Source organism: Pseudomonas sp. NFACC16-2 (genome assembly GCF_900119205.1).
GTDB lineage: Bacteria > Pseudomonadota > Gammaproteobacteria > Pseudomonadales > Pseudomonadaceae > Aquipseudomonas > Aquipseudomonas fluorescens_Q.
Map to the genome: position 1 here is coordinate 76,257 of NZ_FPIX01000012.1, position 16,443 is coordinate 92,699.

Here is a 16,443-nt window from a genome sequence, read left to right on the forward strand (position 1 = left end):
ACGTTGCAAGAGGGGAAGCACATGACACAAGGAGTGGAGGCTCGAGGCAATTCCATACGAGTCTATTTTCGTTTCAATGGGAAGCGGTGTCGAGAACTCATACCGGGGGGAAACACAGCGGCGAACCGGGAGCAGGCACAGCGTCTGGTCAATATCATTCAATACGAGATAGAGGCCGGCACCTTCAACTACAGCCGACACTTTCCCAACTCAGCCAGCCTGGTCGAGAACACGTTCGGCCACTACCTTGATCTATGGCTGAAGATCAAGAGCAACAGCGTTGCCGCCACTTCCTATCGGGGCTATGCCAATAAAGCCGAGGTGCATGTCCGGCCACGCTGGGGCAAGGTTCAGATCGACCAGATCGATCACCTGGACTTACAGGAGTGGGTGCAGGACACGCTGTCAAAGCGACTGAAGAACAAAACCATTCGGGACATCATAAGCAATGTGCGGCAGGTCTTTAGGCTTTACCGGACTCGCAAGAAGGTTGCACATGATCCGACTGAGGGGCTGTTTGTGCGCTTGCCGGATCCTGAAGCACCAGACCCGTTCACCAGGGCGGAGATCAAGCAGATCCTTGAGACGTCGACGCATCGCGTGCAAGAACTGTTGATGATTCAGTTCATGATTTGGGCGGGGCCGCGGGTATCGGAAACGATTGCGTTGGCTTGGGAGGACGTCGATTTACAGCATGGGACGGTAACGTTTCGCCGCTCCAAGGTACGTGGAGCTTATCGAGTAACGAAAACCCGGCGCTCGACTCGAAAGGTGCGGCTTCTGGAGCCAGCATGGGATGCGCTACGCAAGATCGATGCAATGAATCCTGTCAAGAAAGCGCAGACGGTCGATATCGTCGAGCGGGACAATAAGACAGTGCGACAGCATAAGTTGCACTTCGTGTTCCTGAATACCAAAAGCGGTCTGCCGCATGTCAGCGACTTTGTTGTGCGGGATCGTTTTTTTAAAGCTCATTTGAATGCGGCTGGGGTTCGTTATCGTGGGCCAGGCCAGTGTCGACATACCTATGCCAGCCAGTTGCTGACCACGGGCGTGGCTTCGATTGACTGGATTGCCGAACAGATGGGGCACACCAATGGGAATATGATCCGGCAGCACTATGGGATGTGGATAAATGAGGATGGGCCAGATGTCGTCGGAATGCTCCAATTAGCGTTGAAACTGTAACTGCGATGAAATAGGCCCCAGCAATTTTTATGGCGGGCTGGGGCACACTGGCATTCGCTCCAAGTCACGATGCAACCCGAGCTAGACGGAAATACCTTTCGACTGACGGCTCTCGTATGCCTTCCGTCTCCCGTCAATATCAGCTATGACCTCTTCCAGTTTTTTATCTCGGTTCCAATCGCCTGGGTCGGACTCTTCGACAGGCAACACAGCATGTTTACGAAGTTCTAGCGCCAATTTCGACGCTTGGAGGCCTAGCACAGCATACCCTCGCTGACGCGCCCAGAAGAATTCACCGTGATCAGGCGGGTCGTAATTGAATTCCTGTATAGCCGCAAGGCTGCCCTCAAGTTGATCCTGCTTATCGGGGAGTCGAAGGATTGAATACATCAAATTTTTGGGTAGCAGCCTCCAATCAACGCTAATAGAGAGCGGCAGAAATTCGGGTGGAGTCGCAACAGGCACATATTCACCTCGTTCACCAGCGGGACGGCCGTACTCACTGCCATCGTCTAATGCGACATCCAAACAACCGGTGGCGAACCGATCTAAATGAGAGACCACGATGACCCCTAGGTAGCTGGTTTCTTGGCTTTCTTTAGCACGTTTAGCCAAGGCCTCCTTGAACGCTGAAAGGACGTTACCAAGTACAACTCCGCTGATTGCAGCCGCCGCCGAGATGATGGCCGAAACATTACCTGGTTCCATGATGCCCTCTACGTCGAATTAGGATGGTAAAGGGTCATTGTAGGCAGAGCCATCGCCAGTGAGGGGGGGTATATCTAAACACCCATGAATTGCCCTCCGGTCCCATATTGGTCCCATATCGCCTTTTTTCAGACACCAGAAACCACAAACCCCTGACTTTCTCTAGGAAAATCAGGGGTTTGTGTTTTCAGAATGTGGCGGTGAAGGAGAGATTCGAACTCTCGATACAGTTTCCTGTATACACACTTTCCAGGCGTGCTCCTTAAGCCACTCGGACACTTCACCGTATCTCGGCAAACTGTTCAGTCTGTCGAGGCGCGCTAATGTAGTCGAAAGCTTTTCCGATGGCAAAGGTTTTTTTCAGAATTTTCATGCGGTTAAGCTTGGTCGGGCTTTTCAAACGCGCCTGGGCATGGCAAACCGGCCAATCTTCGGGGCTATGCAGGCGCTGCCCTATAGATGAAGGTGAAGCAGGATGGGCGGGCCAGGCTGTTTGCAGAGCCTGGGGCTGACTGGTGAGTCAGTCACGGCGCTTTACCTGACCTGCGGCGGTGGGTAACGTCTGCGTCACTTCTCTTACAAGGAATAGCGTCATGAGCGACTTGATTACCTACCATCTCGAAGACGGTATCGCGACCCTGACCTTGAACAACGGCAAGGTCAATGCCATCTCGCCGGACGTGATTGCTGCGTTCAATGCTGCGCTGGACCAGGCGACGGCGGATCGGGCGGTGGTGATCATTACCGGGCAACCGGGGATTTTGTCGGGTGGTTACGATCTGAAAGTGATGACTGCCGGTCCCAAGGAAGCGGTGAGCCTGGTCACGGCCGGCTCGACCCTGGCCCGTCGCCTGTTGTCGCACCCCTTCCCTGTCGTTGTCGCTTGCCCGGGGCATGCGGTGGCCAAGGGTGCATTCCTGCTGCTCTCGGCGGACTATCGCATTGGTGTGGAAGGACCCTTCAGCATCGGCCTGAACGAAGTGCAGATCGGCATGACCATGCACCACGCCGGTATCGAGCTGGCCCGTGATCGCCTGCGCAAGTCGGCGTTTCATCGCTCGGTAATCAACGCCGAGATGTTCAATCCGCAGGGCGCTGTGGATGCCGGTTTCCTCGACAAGGTGGTGTCGACCGAAGAACTGCAGGGCGCGGCCCTGGAAACGGCGCGTCAGTTGAAGAAGATCAACATGACAGCCCACAAGAACACCAAGCTGAAAGTGCGCAAGGCTCTGCTGGATACGCTGGACAGTGCGATTCTGCTGGATCAGGAGCACTTGGGCTGACGCTTGTAGAGCCGGGCTTTTTCCTACGCAGCGTCGTTTAAAAGTCCGCAACCGCTCTAGGCCGCTTCTGTCGCATTATTTGGAACCATGCGCTTAAACATCGTCTATTTCTCCTACATCTATAGGGGCAATTGCCGAAAACAGTGCACATCCGTACACTGCGCAACCTTTTGTCCCGATGGGGCCCGTAGATGCTGTTTGTATTGCGTATGTTATTGATGGGCCTGCATTTTGTACTGGCTGGCGTGCTCGGGGTGATTCTGGGCCTGTGCCGGCCGTTCAACCCGGACAACAGCCGTTTATGCGCAAGGTTGTACGCATTGCCGGCCATGTGCATTTTGCGTTTGCGGGTCCGGACGCAGGTCGACTCGCTGGTGAACAAGCCCAACGGCTGCGTCATCATCGCCAACCACCAATCCAACTATGACTTGTTCATGTTCGGCAACGTGGTGCCGCGCCGTACCGTGTGCATTGGCAAGAAGAGCCTGAAATGGGTGCCGCTGTTCGGGCAATTGTTCTGGCTGGCGGGCAACGTATTGATCGACCGCGGCAACGCGATCAAGGCCCGAAAGTCGATGCTGACCACCACCCATACCTTGCAGCACGAGGACACCTCGATCTGGGTTTTTCCGGAAGGCACGCGCAATCTGGGCGCAGACCTGCTGCCATTCAAGAAAGGCGCCTTCCAGATGGCAATAGCCGCCGGAGTGCCGATTGTTCCGGTGTGCGTGAGCAGCTACATCAAGCACATGCGCCTCAATCGTTGGCGCAGCGGTAACATCCTCATACGTTCATTGCCGGCGATTCCTACGGCCGGATTGAGTATGGATGACATGCCCCGGCTCATCGCCCAATGCCGTGAACAGATGCGCGAGTGCATCGCGACAATGGACCGGCAGTTGCAAGCCGCCTGAATGAAAACCCACCCCCTCGGTGGGTTTTCTTTTGCCGCCGAACTCCGCAGATTTTGCTGACTCTCAAGCTACAGGGCGCGTTAAGCTGAACACTGCCTGCCACTGCCATTTCCAATAAGAAGTGAACCACCATTATGGGTAGCGTCGTTGCTGCTGCGGTCTACAGCGCCGGTAAGAAAGTCACCAATATCACCCTCGACGAAGGCAGCGCCTGGGCTGCCAAACCTGGTCATTTTGTATGGATCGGTCTCGAAGAGCCCAGCGCCCTGGAGCTGACCAACCTGCAGCGTCAATTCAACCTGCACGAATTGGCAATCGAAGACGCCATGGAGAAACACAGCCGTCCCAAGCTGGAGACCTTTGGCGATGCGCTGTTTATCGTCACGTATTCGCCGATACGCAAGGACGGCAAGCTGCAGTTCATCGAAACCCATATCTTTGCCGGCAAGGGCTACATCATCACGGCTCGCAACGGCCACTCCGCGTCCTACGCCCACGTCCGACAGCGCTGTGAGGCGCGTCCGCTTTTGCTGAAACACGGGGAAGATTTCGTCCTCTATGCCATCCTCGATTTCGTGATTGAAAACTACCAGCCAATGGGTGAGGCCATCCACGCCGAAATCGATGAGCTGGAACACAATGTCATGTGCAGTTCCCTGAACGAACGGGACATCCAGAACCTGCACAGCTTGCGCCGCGACGTATTGCGCCTGCGCCGTTATGCGGCGCCAATGGTGGAGATCAGTGAAGAGTTGCAGCGACTGGACTTCCCCTTCATCGACAAGAACATGAGCCCGTACTTCCGCGACGTGCAGATTCATGTCACGCGGCAAATGGAAGACCTGACAACCCTGGCCGACATCGCCAGCCAGACCATCGAAGTCGGCGTGTTGCTCGAAGCGTCGCGCCAGAGCGTGGTGCAGCGCAAGTTTGCAGCTTGGGCGGCGATCCTGGCGTTTCCCACGGCTGTGGCCGGGATCTATGGGATGAACTTCCAGGACATGCCGGAGCTGAGTTGGCAATACGGCTATTTCGCGGTGCTAGGAGTTATCGCGGTGGGATGCTCGTCGCTGTGGTGGAGCTTCAAGCGCTCGGGATGGTTGTAGGAGGGGAGCAGCAACAAGCTACAAGCTACAAGCTCGCAGCTCTTAATTTGTAGCTTGTCGCTTGTAGCTCAAAGCTGCTTCTGAGCCACAAAACGCATCATCCACTCCGCCACCGTAGTGCCGTGGTGCTCGTGGGCAAGGCTCGCCACACCCTGGCTATAGATCTGCTCGCCGAGGTGCTGCTGGCGAATCTCCAGCAAGGCCCGGGAATAATCGTGGATGAACTCTGGGTGCCCCTGGAAGCACAGCACCTGATCGTTGATGTGGTAGGCGGCAAACGGGCAGAAATCGCTGGAGGCGATGACCGTCGCGCTTTCGGGCAATTCGGTGACCTGGTCCTGATGGCTGATCAGCAAGGTCAATTCTTCCATCACCGGGCTCATCCAAGGCGCCTTGGCGGCGAGTTTGTAGCGATGGGTGCCGACGCCCCAGCCTTGGGTGGCGCGCTCGGTCTTACCGCCCAGCAACAACGCCAGCAACTGGTGACCAAAGCACACACCGAGCAATTTATCGCCGCGCTGATAGCGCGCCAGCAGGTAGGTCTTGAGGGTTTGGATCCAAGGGTCGGTGCCGAAGGAATCAGCCTTGCTGCCGGTCACCAGATAAGCGTCGAACTGCTCGTCATCGCTGGGGTAATGCCCCTCCATCACGTTGTACACAACAAATTCGGCCGCAATGGGCTGCTGCGAAAACAAGCGCTGGAACATCTGCCCGTAACCCTGATATTGGTCGACCAGTTCCGGACGCAGGATATCGGTTTCCAGAATGCAGATGCGTAGCGACATAAAAAATACCTGACACGATGATGGGAATATTGCACATCCCAGAGCCTGCCCTGAAACACGGTCCCAAGGCAAGCCCTTCCCCGGTCTGTCAGAACAGTTCGTGGCGGGCGGCTTTCTCCAACAACAAGGCCGGCGGGGAGAAGCGCTCGCCGTATTGCTCGGCCAGATACTGGGCGCGACCGACAAAGTCTTGCAGGCCGTATTGGTTGATGAACTGCAGCGCACCGCCGGTCCAGGCAGCGAAGCCGATGCCGAAGATCGAGCCGATGTTGGCGTCGGCCGTCGAAGTCAGCACTCCCTCCTCCATGCAGCGCACGGTTTCCAGGGCCTGGATGAACAGCAGGCGATCCCGGATATCCTGCGGGGAAATCTGCCCATCGGTTTTCTCGAAGCGGCTCTTCAGCTGTGGCCACAGGTACTTTTGCCCATTGTCCGGGTATTCATAAAAACCGGCACCGGCGGCCTTGCCCGACCGCTTGTACTCGTTGAGCAGCAAGTCAATCACGGCGAATGCCGGGTGCTCAATCGGCATCTTCCCTTCTGCGTGCAGGTCCTTGGCGGTTTGCGCGCGGATATGGCTCATCAGGCTGAGGGAAACTTCGTCAGAGATCGCCAGAGGCCCGACCGGCATCCCGGCCTTGCGCGCTTCGGTCTCGATCATCGGCGCGCTCACGCCCTCGCCGAGCATGGCGATGCCCTCATTGGTAAAGGTGCCGAATACCCGCGATGTGAAGAAACCGCGACTGTCGTTGACCACAATCGGCGTCTTGTTGATCTGCAGGACAAAATCGAAACCCCGAGCCAAAGTCACGTCACTGGTACGCGCCCCCTTGATGATCTCCACCAGGGGCATTTTTTCCACCGGGCTGAAGAAGTGCAGGCCGATGAACTTCGTCGGGTCCGGTACAGCCATGGCCAGGCCGGTGATGGGCAAGGTCGAGGTGTTGGAAGCGATCACCGCATCATCGCCCACCACCGCCTGGGCGGCGGCCGACACGCTGGCTTTCAGGGCGCGATCTTCAAACACCGCTTCGATGATCAGGTCGCAGCCGGCCAGGTCTGCGTTGCTGTCGGTGGGTTGAATCCGCGCCAGCGTGGCTTCGCGCTGCTCGGCGGTGAGTTGGCCGCGGGCGATCTTTTTATCCAGCAACGCCGCAGAACGGGCCTTGCCCTTCTCGGCCGCCGCCAGATCGACATCCTTGAGTACCACCGCGATGCCGGCCACGGCGCTGACATAGGCGATACCCGCCCCCATCATGCCCGCGCCGAGCACGCCGACTTTTTTCGTCAGATAAGGCGCAAAACCCTGCGGGCGAGAACCACCGGCCTTGATCTCGTTGAGCTGGAACCAGAAGGTGCCGATCAGGTTCTTCGCCACCTGGCCGGTGGTCAGTTCAGTGAAGTAGCGGGTTTCGATCAGGTGCGCGGTGTCGAAATCAACCTGGGCGCCCTCCACCGCTGCGCAGAGGATTTTCTCCGGTGCCGGCAGGCAACCCTGGGTCTTGTTGCGCAGGATCGAAGGGGCGATTGCCAGCATTTGCGCAACTTTCGGATCAGACGGCGTGCCGCCCGGGAGTCGATAGCCCTTTGCATCCCAGGGTTGGATGACGCTGGGGTTGGCAAGAATCCAGGCCCGGGATTTGGCCAGCAGTTCATCACGATCCTTCGCCAGCTCATCGATCAAACCGGCCTGCAGCGCTTGTTGCGCATTGACCTTCTTGCCCTCGAGCAGATACGGCAAGGCCTTTTCCAAACCGAGCAGGCGCACCATCCGCACCACCCCACCACCACCCGGCAACAGGCCGAGCGTGACCTCCGGCAGGCCGAGCTGCACCGACGGCAGGTCCAGGGCCACACGATGATGGCAAGCCAGGCAGATTTCCCAACCACCGCCGAGGGCCGCGCCATTGATGGCCGCCACCACGGGTTTACCCAGGGTCTCCAAGGCACGCAGTTGGGCCTTGAGCAGCAGGACCCTGTCGTAGAAAGCCTTGGCCTCGGGCTTGCCGACCTTGATCAATTCATTGAGGTCACCACCCGCGAAGAAGGTGCGCTTGGCCGAGGTGATGATCACACCGGCAATCGAGTCCTTTTCAGCCTGCAAACGGGCGACGCAGGCGGCCATGGCCTCACGGTACACCGCGTTCATGGTGTTGGCGCTCTGGCCCGGCAGGTCCAGGGTCAGGACGACGATCCGGTCCTGGCCGGTTTCGTAACGGATGGCATCGGTCATGAAAAAGTGTTCCTTGAAGTCGGGGCTCAGAGGCGTTCAATGACGGTGGCAATGCCCATGCCGCCGCCGACACACAGGGTCGCCAGGCCATAACGCAGGCGACGCACCTCCAATTCGTCGAGCAACGTACCGAGAATTGCGCACCCCGTGGCGCCCAAGGGATGCCCCATGGCGATGGAACCACCGTTGACGTTGACCTTGGCGGGGTCGATGGCCATGTCCTTGATGAACTTGAGCACCACCGAGGCGAAGGCTTCATTGACTTCGAACAGGTCAATGTCCTCCACCCGCAACCCGGCCTTGGCCAGGGCCTTGCGGGTAGCCGGCGCCGGACCGGTGAGCATGATGGTCGGGTCGGTACTGGTGACAGCGGTGGCGACGATCCGCGCCCGGGGTTGCAGGCCCATGGCGCGCCCCTTGGCTTCGGAACCGATCAACATCAGCGCCGCACCATCGACGATGCCGGAACTGTTGCCCGGCGTGTGCACGTGATGGATTCGTTCGACATGGCTATAAACGCGCAACGCCGTGCCATCGAACCCCATCTGGCCCATGGCCTCGAAGCTTGGCTTGAGCTTGCCCAGGCCTTCGAGCGTGGAGTCGGCGCGGATGAACTCGTCGTGGTCCAGCAGCACGATGCCATTCTGGTCCCGCACGGCGACCAAGGATTTATTGAACGAACCGTCAGCCCGGGCACGCGCCGCTTTTTGCTGGGAATGCAGCGCATAACCGTCGACATCCTCACGGCGAAAGCCTTCCAGCGTGGCGATCAAGTCGGCGCCGATGCCCTGGGGAACGAAGTGACCGTGCAGGTTGGCTTGCGGGTCCAGCGCCCACGCGCCGCCATCGCTGCCCATGGGCACCCGGGACATGGATTCGACGCCGCCGGCCACCACCAGGTCTTCGAACCCAGAACGTACTTTCATCGCCGCCAGGTTCACCGCCTCCAGGCCCGAGGCGCAAAACCGATTGAGTTGCACGCCTGCCACGCTGACATCCCAATTGGCCACCAGCGCAGCGGTCTTGGCGATATCGGCCCCCTGTTCACCCACCGGGGTCACGCAACCGAGCACGATGTCATCGACCTGGCTGGTATCCAGATCCATACGCTGCTGCAACGCGCTGAGCAGGCCACCCATAAGGTTCACCGGCTTGACGCTGTGCAAGGCGCCATCGGCCTTGCCCTTGCCGCGGGGCGTGCGTAATGCGTCGAAAATCAAAGCTTGGGTCATGACGTCCTCGAAACCACGGGGTAATGCGATGCCTTCAACCATAAGCCCAGCGGCGCCGGATTCAATGACCACAGTGCTCAATGGCGTTGACGGCCACGCTCAGACGAACGGTAGCGAGCTATCGGGTTAACCGATTCAGGAGGGCAAGCTGTCTAGCAAAAGGGCCGGCAGGAAGGTGGCAATAGGCCTCATACCTTTTTCAGAGCAACCTGTACCAAGCTGATATGAATTGGATCTAAGCCAAGGCCGCCGCGGCCCCTAATGTAATCCTTGTACAAGAAAGTCGTCGGGTTTTGCCGAGGCGCTTGTCGAACAGGAAGTGCAACGCCAGCCGCCATGGATATGCAGGCTGGCTTTTAGGAAATAACAATAAAGGCGGGTCAGCCATGTTCAAACATTCGAAAGTTCGCCAAGCCGGACTCATTCTCTTTGCCACGACGCTGCTGTTGATTTTGCCGAATATCACCAAGGTGATTGGCTGAATCCTGCGCGAGGGCATCTGCATCATCCAATAGTTGTGTCGCCAAAAAATGTGACGGGTTCTCTGTTCGAGCCGCGATGGCTGTGCCAACCTTTGCGGCACCCCCTCGACATGGAAGGCGATCGACTTGAAAGCTCTTATTGTGTTCGGGGCGTTGCTGCTCAGCACGCCCCTTTATGCCGCTCAACTGGTGCTGGAGTTGGGCGCGGGCACGCGCACCTGGCAAACCGAAGAACTGCTCAAGCATCCGGACGTTCAAACGGTCCAGATCGCTGATGACGTTTCCTACAAGAAACCGATGAGCTATCGAGCCGTGCCGCTGACGGCACTATTGACGGGCGTCCAAGCGGACGACCACCTGCAAGCCGTTGCCCTGGACGGCTTCGCTGCCGAAATGCCTGCGGCGCCGTTACTCAACAAGAGCGGGGCCCGGGCCTGGCTGGCGATCGAGGACCCGGCCAAGCCCTGGCCGTCGCTGGGGGAAGGCAAGCACAGCGCCGGGCCTTTCTACCTGGTCTGGACCGATCCGCAGGCTGGCCACATCAGCCCGGAGCAATGGCCCTACGCGGTGGCGACCATCAAGCGCCTGTCGGCGGTGGCCGAACGCTTCCCCGCCCTGCTGCCGGCGCCCAGCCTGGCCAAGGACGACCCGGTCAATAAAGGTTTCGAACTGTTCCAGAAAAATTGCCTGGCGTGCCATCGGCTCAATGGCGCGGGTGATGCGCAGTTCGGCCCTGACCTGAACATTCCCTTCAACCCGACCGAATACTTCGCCGGGGATTTCCTCAAGCACTACATTCGCGACCCGCAAGCGCTGCGTCGCTGGCCCCAGGGCAAGATGCCCGGGTTCTCGGCTGCGGTGCTGCCGGATTCAGAGCTGGATTTGCTGGTGGGTTATTTGAAGCATATGGCGGGACGCAAACAGCCATTGAACCCATGAGATTGCTTTTTTGTGGCGAGGGGATTTATCCCCGCTGGGCTGCGAAGCGGCCCTGAACCCCAGCCACCGAAGTATGCCGGGTTGGTTACGTTCAGCCTTTTTGGGGCTGCTGCGCAGCCCAGCGGGGATAAATCCCCTCGCCACAATGATTCAAACCATCCTTAACTGAACAGCATTACCTCGTTGGAGGATTATTGTTGTTGCACCGTGATCACCGGCGCCGGTGGCACGACCAGCTTGGCGTGCATCTGCTCGCAACCGCCGCCGCGACGCATGCCACGTACCGGGCAGGCGTCCAGGTAATCCAGGCCCACGGCCAGCTTCAGGTGGCGCTCCGGACGGGCCAGTTGGTTGGTCACGTCGAAGCTGTACCAGGCGTCGTCAAGCCAGGCCTCCGCCCAGGCATGGCTTGCCAGGTGTTCGCTCTCTTCGCTGAACAGATACCCCGAGACATACCGCGCCGGCACCCCCAGGCTACGGGCGCAGGCCAGGAAGGCGTGGGTGTGATCCTGGCACACCCCGCTACGACCGGCAAAAGCCTGGGGCGCACTGGTCTCCACCTCAGTGGTGCCTGGGGTGTAGATCATGTGCTGGTTCAGCCCGTGCATCAGGTCGATCAGCGCCGTACGATCGCGACGCTGCTGGCATTGCTGCGCGGCGAAGGTTCGCAGGGCTTCGTCCGCTTCCGTTAGCCGGGTGAAGCGCAGGAACGGCAGCGCCGATTGGCTCTCGTGCTCGGCTTCGCGCAACGGATCGATATCCACCTGTCCGCGGGCACCGATGATGATTGTTTCGTGGGGTTCGTCCAGGGTCAGTACGTGAAGGATATTGCCGAACGGGTCCAGCTGCGCACGCACCGGCCGGGGCAAATCCAGTTGCCAGCTCAGCACATGCTGGCGTTCGCTGTCGTGGGGCGTCAGGCGCAGGTACTGGATGCTGGCGCGCACCTGATCTTCATAGTGGTAGGCCGTTTCATGGCTGATCGAGAGTCTCATATGACCTCCAGGTAGGAACTGTGAATGGCATTGCCCAGTTCACGGACCAGTGGGATGAATTCGGTGAGCCAGGCATGCAGGCCCCCGTCGAGGATTTCATTGATACCGGTGTAGCGCAGGCGTGCGTCCATTTCCGCCGCCAGCCGTTGTGCCTGCCGACCGTTGGTGCCCGGCAGGCTCGCGAGGATCTGGTTGATTTCTTCGGTGCAGGCGCGCAGCGAACGCGGCACATCGGCGCGCAACAGCAGCAACTCAGCCACATGGCGAGCGCCCGGGGCGTCACGGTAGATCTCGGTATACGCCTCGAAGGACGACAAGGCTCGCAACAAGGCGCTCCATTGGTAATAGGCGTGGGCCGTGCCATCGCTGACCGTGTCGGCCTGGTCACCGGCCATTTCGTAGCGGGCGTCGAGCAAGCGCAGGGTGTTGTCGGCCCTTTCGATGAAGGTCCCCAGGCGAATGAAGCGGAACGCGTCGTTGCGCATGATGGTGCCGTAGGTGGCGCCGCGAAACAGGTGGGATCGCTCCTTGATCCACTCACAGAAACGGCTCATGCCGTAGCGATTCAAGCCTTGCTCGGCGATACCGCGAATTTCCAGCCAGGTGGCGTTGATGTTCTCCCACATGTCGGCGGTGATTCGCCCACGTACCGCGTGGGCACTGGCTCGCGCCGCGCCGAGGCAGCTGTAGATACTGGCCGGGTTGGCCGCTTCCAGGGCAAAGAAATGCAGCAGGCGCTCGGCGTGCAGATCGGCGTGTCGCTCCCGGTAATCATCCAGCGTGCCGGTGATCAGCAATGGCATGGCCAGCTCGTGCAAGCCATCGCCACGCCCGTCCTGGGGCATCAGTGACAACGAATAGCTGACGTCGAGCATCCGTGCGAGGTTTTCCGCGCGCTCCAGGTAGCGCGACATCCAGTACAGGTCCGAGGCGGTTCTACTCAGCATGGCAGCTCCTCAATCCTCGACTACCCAAGTATCCTTGGTCCCACCGCCCTGGGAGGAATTCACCACCAGGGAACCTTCGCGCAGCGCCACCCGCGTCAGCCCACCAGGCACCACGCGGGTCTCGCGCCCCGACAGCACAAACGGCCGCAAGTCGATGTGGCGCGGGGCGATGCCGTTTTCGACAAAGGTCGGGCAGGTCGAGAGCGACAGCGTCGGCTGAGCGATATAGGCGTGCGGCTTGGCCTTGATCCGCTCGCGGAAGGCATCGATCTGCGCCGTCGTCGCGGCCGGCCCCACCAGCATTCCGTAACCGCCGGAACCCTGGGTTTCCTTGACCACCAGGTCGGGAAGATTCGCCAGCACGTGGGAAAGTTCAGCAGGATTACGACATTGCCATGTAGGGACGTTCTTCAGAATCGGCTCCTCGTCCAGGTAAAAACGGATCATGTCGGTGACGAAGGGGTACACCGACTTGTCGTCCGCCACGCCCGTACCGATGGCGTTGGCCAACACCACGTTGCCGGAACGGTAGGAGGACAACAGGCCCGGCACCCCGAGCATCGAGTCCGGGTTGAAGGCCAGCGGATCGAGGAACGCGTCGTCGAGGCGACGGTAGATCACATCCACCGCTTTCGGGCCGTCGGTGGTGCGCATGAACACTTTGTCATCACGCACGAACAGGTCGGCGCCTTCCACCAACTCCACGCCCATCTCTCGGGCCAGGAACGCGTGCTCGAAGAACGCGCTGTTGAAACGCCCCGGCGTGAGCACCACGACACTGGGATCGTCCAGCGGGCTGGAGCTTTTCAGGGTGTCTAGCAGCAGGTTCGGATAATGATCGATGGGGGCGATGCGCTGGGCGGCGAACAGTTCGGGGAACAGGCGCATCATCATCTTGCGGTCTTCGAGCATGTAGCTGACGCCGCTGGGCGTACGAAGATTGTCTTCGAGCACGTAGTACGTGCCGTCACCGTCGCGAACCAGATCGACACCACAAATGTGGGCATAGATGTCGCGGTGCAGATCAAGCCCCTGCATCGCCAGTTGGTACTGCTCGTTGACCAGCACCTGTTCGGCGGGAATGATGCCGGCCCGGATGATCCGTTGTTCGTGGTAGAGGTCGGCCAGGAACATGTTCAGCGCCTTGACCCGCTGGATGCAGCCGCGTTCGACCACCCGCCATTCACTGGCCGGGATGCTGCGCGGGATCGTGTCGAAAGGGATCAGGCGCTCGGTCCCCTGCTCGTCCCCGTAGAGCGTAAACGTAATGCCAGCACGATGAAACAACAGGTCGGCTTCGCGCCTGCGTTGCGCCAGCAGCTCACCAGGCGTTTCAGCCAGCCAGCGAGCAAACGCCTGGTAATGCGGGCGGACCTGGCCGTTGGCATCGTACATTTCATCAAAACCGCTGCGGATCATGCCGTACTCCTTGTCACCCTGGCAGCAAGGCTTCGCAAGCCCCGTGCCATCGGCATAAACGCTTTATGATCAACGGGTTGGATTCTCCTCTGACAGGCCGCGCACTTTTCTGGTGCAACAAACGCCCCCACCCCGCTGCCCCCGCTTCATTGCGACGCAGGGGCGTCGCTCTGCTGAGCATAGTCTCGGAAAAACGACGCGACTTGATCTGGATACAGTTAAGTACAAAACCTGGGGAAGTGATTGTGGTGTGTCAGCGGGCAAGCTCGGCTCCCACAGGGACTCTCGTTAGCTCACAGACATGAAAACGGCCGACACAAAGGTCAGCCGTTGCTGTGGTTGCGGTGAGTGACTGTCAGGCCTGCAGGCGCCGGATCTCTTGCTTGACACCCCAGCCCTCGATCACACCACCCAAGGGTTCGACGACTGCCTCAAAGTCTTGCTCGAAGTCGCCAATGTCATCGTAAGTGGCGTACATCACCCGGCTCAGTTCCAACGACCAAGCCCCATCGTCCCGTGCACTGATCTGCGCGTTCAACGATTCTCCCCGAAAATGACCTGCCGCCCTGCGCGCCCGCTCCTCGTCCGGGAAAATGGCGTAGAACTCAATGGGATGGAATCGGGAAAAATCGAAACCGCCTTCTTTCATGCGGCGTAACACGCTGGTGCTGATGTCTTCTTGATAGGCTGTGCTCATGAAACGTCCTCCTGAAACAATGGATAGACTTTCCGTCTTCCCGTGCGTGAAGCCCTCAGGCTGCAAGCGGTACGGCATCAAATGGCCGTCGGGACACAAGCATGTAGCTGACAAGACCGAACCTTGGCGATCCTTTCGCTGATCTCAATTGCAGAGTAGCCGCAAGTGGCAGCCGCTGCCAAGCGAGACCAGGCACCGTTTCATGAAATCGGTGTAATGCTGATGATTTCGATACTGTGCTGGGACTTGAGGTTCTTGACGGTGGGATCTTCAGTGCGACCTTCCAGGTCGTTGAGATCCAGTTGGGCAGAAACGGGCAGCAATTTTTCGCGAATCAGTTGTGCAGCCTGCTCCATCGTAGGCTCCTGCTCGTAGTCGAACTGCTCGGCGATGGCTTCGCCATGATCATCCACGAAAGTGATTTCCCACTTTTGCATCGGTGTCTCCTTGATCAATTCAGGGCCTGGCTTACCTTTATCTCGACATTGAGGTCCGGACAATCGTTCCGCCGGGCGTCTGGACGGCACCCATGAAAAGACCGCCTCTGGGGCGGTCTCCGGGTATGAAGCCGTGGCCGATCAGTTTTCGGCGCGTTCCTTCAGGGCTTTCAAGGTGTTGAACGGTGCATCCACCACGAACTTGTTCGCCAGCCAGGACGGCACGTCCCCCCCTGGTTCGGTGTGGACCTGGTAGGTCACTTCGATCTGGCCAGCGCCCTTTGGCGTGAACTTCCAGAAGCCGTCGACCTGGGTCACTCGCACGAAACCTTGCTCTTCGGGCAGGTATTTCGGCACCCCCTTGAGCTTGCGGGTCAGGCTGCCATCGGCGCCCTCCTCGGTGGTGACTTCCAGTACCGAGTCCCGGGACGTCACCGGCCATGGCGTGTTGAACTGAGTGTAGGTCCAGCTCTGATTGCCTTCGTGCTTGAGCAGTTTCTGGCTCTTGCATTCATGAATCCAGGCGCAGGCACCGGGAACGTCTTCCTGCAGGGCCCGAAGCTTGGCCATGGTGGTTTTCATCACCGTCACGCCGCGATAGGCCTTGTATTTGGAGCCCGCCACCTCACTGAGGGAAACCTTGATACCGTCCTTCTCCTTGGCAACCTGCCAGTCCTCTGCCTGAGCGGTGGCCGTTGCCAGCAACACGGTCAACCCACACAACACAGCCATACGATGCAGCGAACCCATAGTTCTTTTCCTTATTGTCCAAGTTCGTTCAGTTAGGATCCGTTCATTGACTCATTACGCTGCCGTGATTTGCTCCCACCAACCGATCAGCCGGATGGCCTCTTCACTGCTGCTGCCGCAAACCTCGATGTCGGCTTCGAACGCCGAGCACACCGCCGGACGCTCCGGCAGGCCGAAGATCCGGCACAGGTTATCGACCGACAATTGCACGCAACGTTCTCCCGCCGGCTTGCCTTGGGGCATGCCAGGGATAGGTGAGCTGATGGAAGGGGCGATGCAACAGGCGCCACAGCCTTCACGGCATTTCATGACGACAACATCCTCACAA

16 protein-coding genes and 1 tRNA gene are annotated in these 16,443 nt (G+C 59.1%); 5 read left to right on the forward strand and 12 right to left on the reverse strand.

The window, feature by feature from the left end:
* The first annotated feature begins 21 nt into the window (after positions 1-21).
* Complete coding sequence (locus BT116_RS12865; protein ID WP_072344295.1) at positions 22-1,188, forward strand: Arm DNA-binding domain-containing protein; 1,167 nt, start codon at positions 22-24, stop codon at positions 1,186-1,188.
* 81 nt (positions 1,189-1,269) lie between these two features.
* On the opposite strand, the gene BT116_RS12870 is transcribed toward BT116_RS12865, so the two are convergent.
* Together BT116_RS12870 and BT116_RS12875 are read right to left on the reverse strand one after the other, a co-directional pair.
* Positions 1,270-1,896: a 2-(3-amino-3-carboxypropyl)histidine synthase subunit 1/2 gene (locus tag BT116_RS12870; protein WP_072344126.1), complete on the reverse strand. Its 627-nt coding sequence runs from the start codon at positions 1,894-1,896 to the stop codon at positions 1,270-1,272.
* Positions 1,897-2,091: 195 nt separating this feature from the next.
* Positions 2,092-2,181: transfer RNA gene (locus BT116_RS12875), tRNA-Ser, on the reverse strand.
* A 308-nt stretch (positions 2,182-2,489) separates the two neighbouring features.
* Between BT116_RS12875 and BT116_RS12880 the strand changes: the two genes are divergently transcribed.
* From BT116_RS12880 to BT116_RS12890, 3 genes are all read left to right on the forward strand, one after another.
* A complete protein-coding gene (locus BT116_RS12880; RefSeq protein WP_072344129.1) occupies positions 2,490-3,179 on the forward strand; it encodes a crotonase/enoyl-CoA hydratase family protein in 690 nt (229 codons plus the stop codon).
* A 191-nt stretch (positions 3,180-3,370) separates the two neighbouring features.
* The gene (locus BT116_RS12885) at positions 3,371-4,093 is read left to right on the forward strand and encodes a 1-acylglycerol-3-phosphate O-acyltransferase (protein WP_072344132.1); all 723 of its coding nucleotides are present in this window, start codon (positions 3,371-3,373) and stop codon (positions 4,091-4,093) included.
* Between the two features lie 134 nt (positions 4,094-4,227).
* On the forward strand, positions 4,228-5,199 hold the full coding sequence (locus tag BT116_RS12890; RefSeq protein ID WP_072344135.1) for a magnesium and cobalt transport protein CorA: 972 nt from the start codon (positions 4,228-4,230) through the stop codon (positions 5,197-5,199).
* A gap of 68 nt (positions 5,200-5,267) precedes the next feature.
* On the opposite strand, the gene BT116_RS12895 is transcribed toward BT116_RS12890, so the two are convergent.
* From BT116_RS12895 to BT116_RS12905, 3 genes are all read right to left on the reverse strand, one after another.
* Positions 5,268-5,984 (reverse strand): amidotransferase, encoded by a 717-nt coding sequence (locus tag BT116_RS12895; protein ID WP_072344138.1) that lies wholly within the window; start codon positions 5,982-5,984, stop codon positions 5,268-5,270.
* A gap of 88 nt (positions 5,985-6,072) precedes the next feature.
* Complete coding sequence (locus BT116_RS12900; protein WP_072344141.1) at positions 6,073-8,217, reverse strand: 3-hydroxyacyl-CoA dehydrogenase NAD-binding domain-containing protein; 2,145 nt, start codon at positions 8,215-8,217, stop codon at positions 6,073-6,075.
* Positions 8,218-8,243: 26 nt separating this feature from the next.
* Entirely contained in the window at positions 8,244-9,449 is a 1,206-nt protein-coding gene (locus BT116_RS12905) for an acetyl-CoA C-acetyltransferase (protein ID WP_072344298.1), read from the reverse strand.
* Between the two features lie 608 nt (positions 9,450-10,057).
* Between BT116_RS12905 and BT116_RS12910 the strand changes: the two genes are divergently transcribed.
* Complete coding sequence (locus tag BT116_RS12910; protein WP_072344144.1) at positions 10,058-10,870, forward strand: cytochrome c; 813 nt, start codon at positions 10,058-10,060, stop codon at positions 10,868-10,870.
* A 191-nt stretch (positions 10,871-11,061) separates the two neighbouring features.
* On the opposite strand, the gene BT116_RS12915 is transcribed toward BT116_RS12910, so the two are convergent.
* From BT116_RS12915 to BT116_RS12945, 7 genes are all read right to left on the reverse strand, one after another.
* On the reverse strand, positions 11,062-11,865 hold the full coding sequence (locus BT116_RS12915; RefSeq protein ID WP_072344147.1) for a transglutaminase family protein: 804 nt from the start codon (positions 11,863-11,865) through the stop codon (positions 11,062-11,064).
* Positions 11,862-12,812 (reverse strand): alpha-E domain-containing protein, encoded by a 951-nt coding sequence (locus tag BT116_RS12920; RefSeq protein WP_063324946.1) that lies wholly within the window; start codon positions 12,810-12,812, stop codon positions 11,862-11,864. Before BT116_RS12920 ends, BT116_RS12915 begins: the two co-directional genes overlap by 4 nt.
* Before the next feature lie 9 nt (positions 12,813-12,821).
* Entirely contained in the window at positions 12,822-14,231 is a 1,410-nt protein-coding gene (locus BT116_RS12925; RefSeq protein WP_072344151.1) for a circularly permuted type 2 ATP-grasp protein, read from the reverse strand.
* Positions 14,232-14,586: 355 nt separating this feature from the next.
* Positions 14,587-14,928, reverse strand: coding sequence for a ribonuclease E inhibitor RraB (locus BT116_RS12930; RefSeq protein WP_003179463.1), 342 nt, complete (start codon positions 14,926-14,928; stop codon positions 14,587-14,589).
* 200 nt (positions 14,929-15,128) lie between these two features.
* Positions 15,129-15,365 carry a hypothetical protein gene (locus tag BT116_RS12935; protein ID WP_057452053.1) on the reverse strand — a complete coding sequence of 79 codons (237 nt, stop codon included), beginning with the start codon at positions 15,363-15,365 and terminating at the stop codon, positions 15,129-15,131.
* Positions 15,366-15,506: 141 nt separating this feature from the next.
* Positions 15,507-16,115, reverse strand: coding sequence for an START domain-containing protein (locus tag BT116_RS12940; RefSeq protein WP_072344154.1), 609 nt, complete (start codon positions 16,113-16,115; stop codon positions 15,507-15,509).
* A gap of 54 nt (positions 16,116-16,169) precedes the next feature.
* Positions 16,170-16,424, reverse strand: a complete 255-nt coding sequence (locus tag BT116_RS12945; protein WP_063324943.1) for a YkgJ family cysteine cluster protein — start codon at positions 16,422-16,424, stop codon at positions 16,170-16,172.
* Between the last annotated feature and the right edge of the window lie 19 nt (positions 16,425-16,443).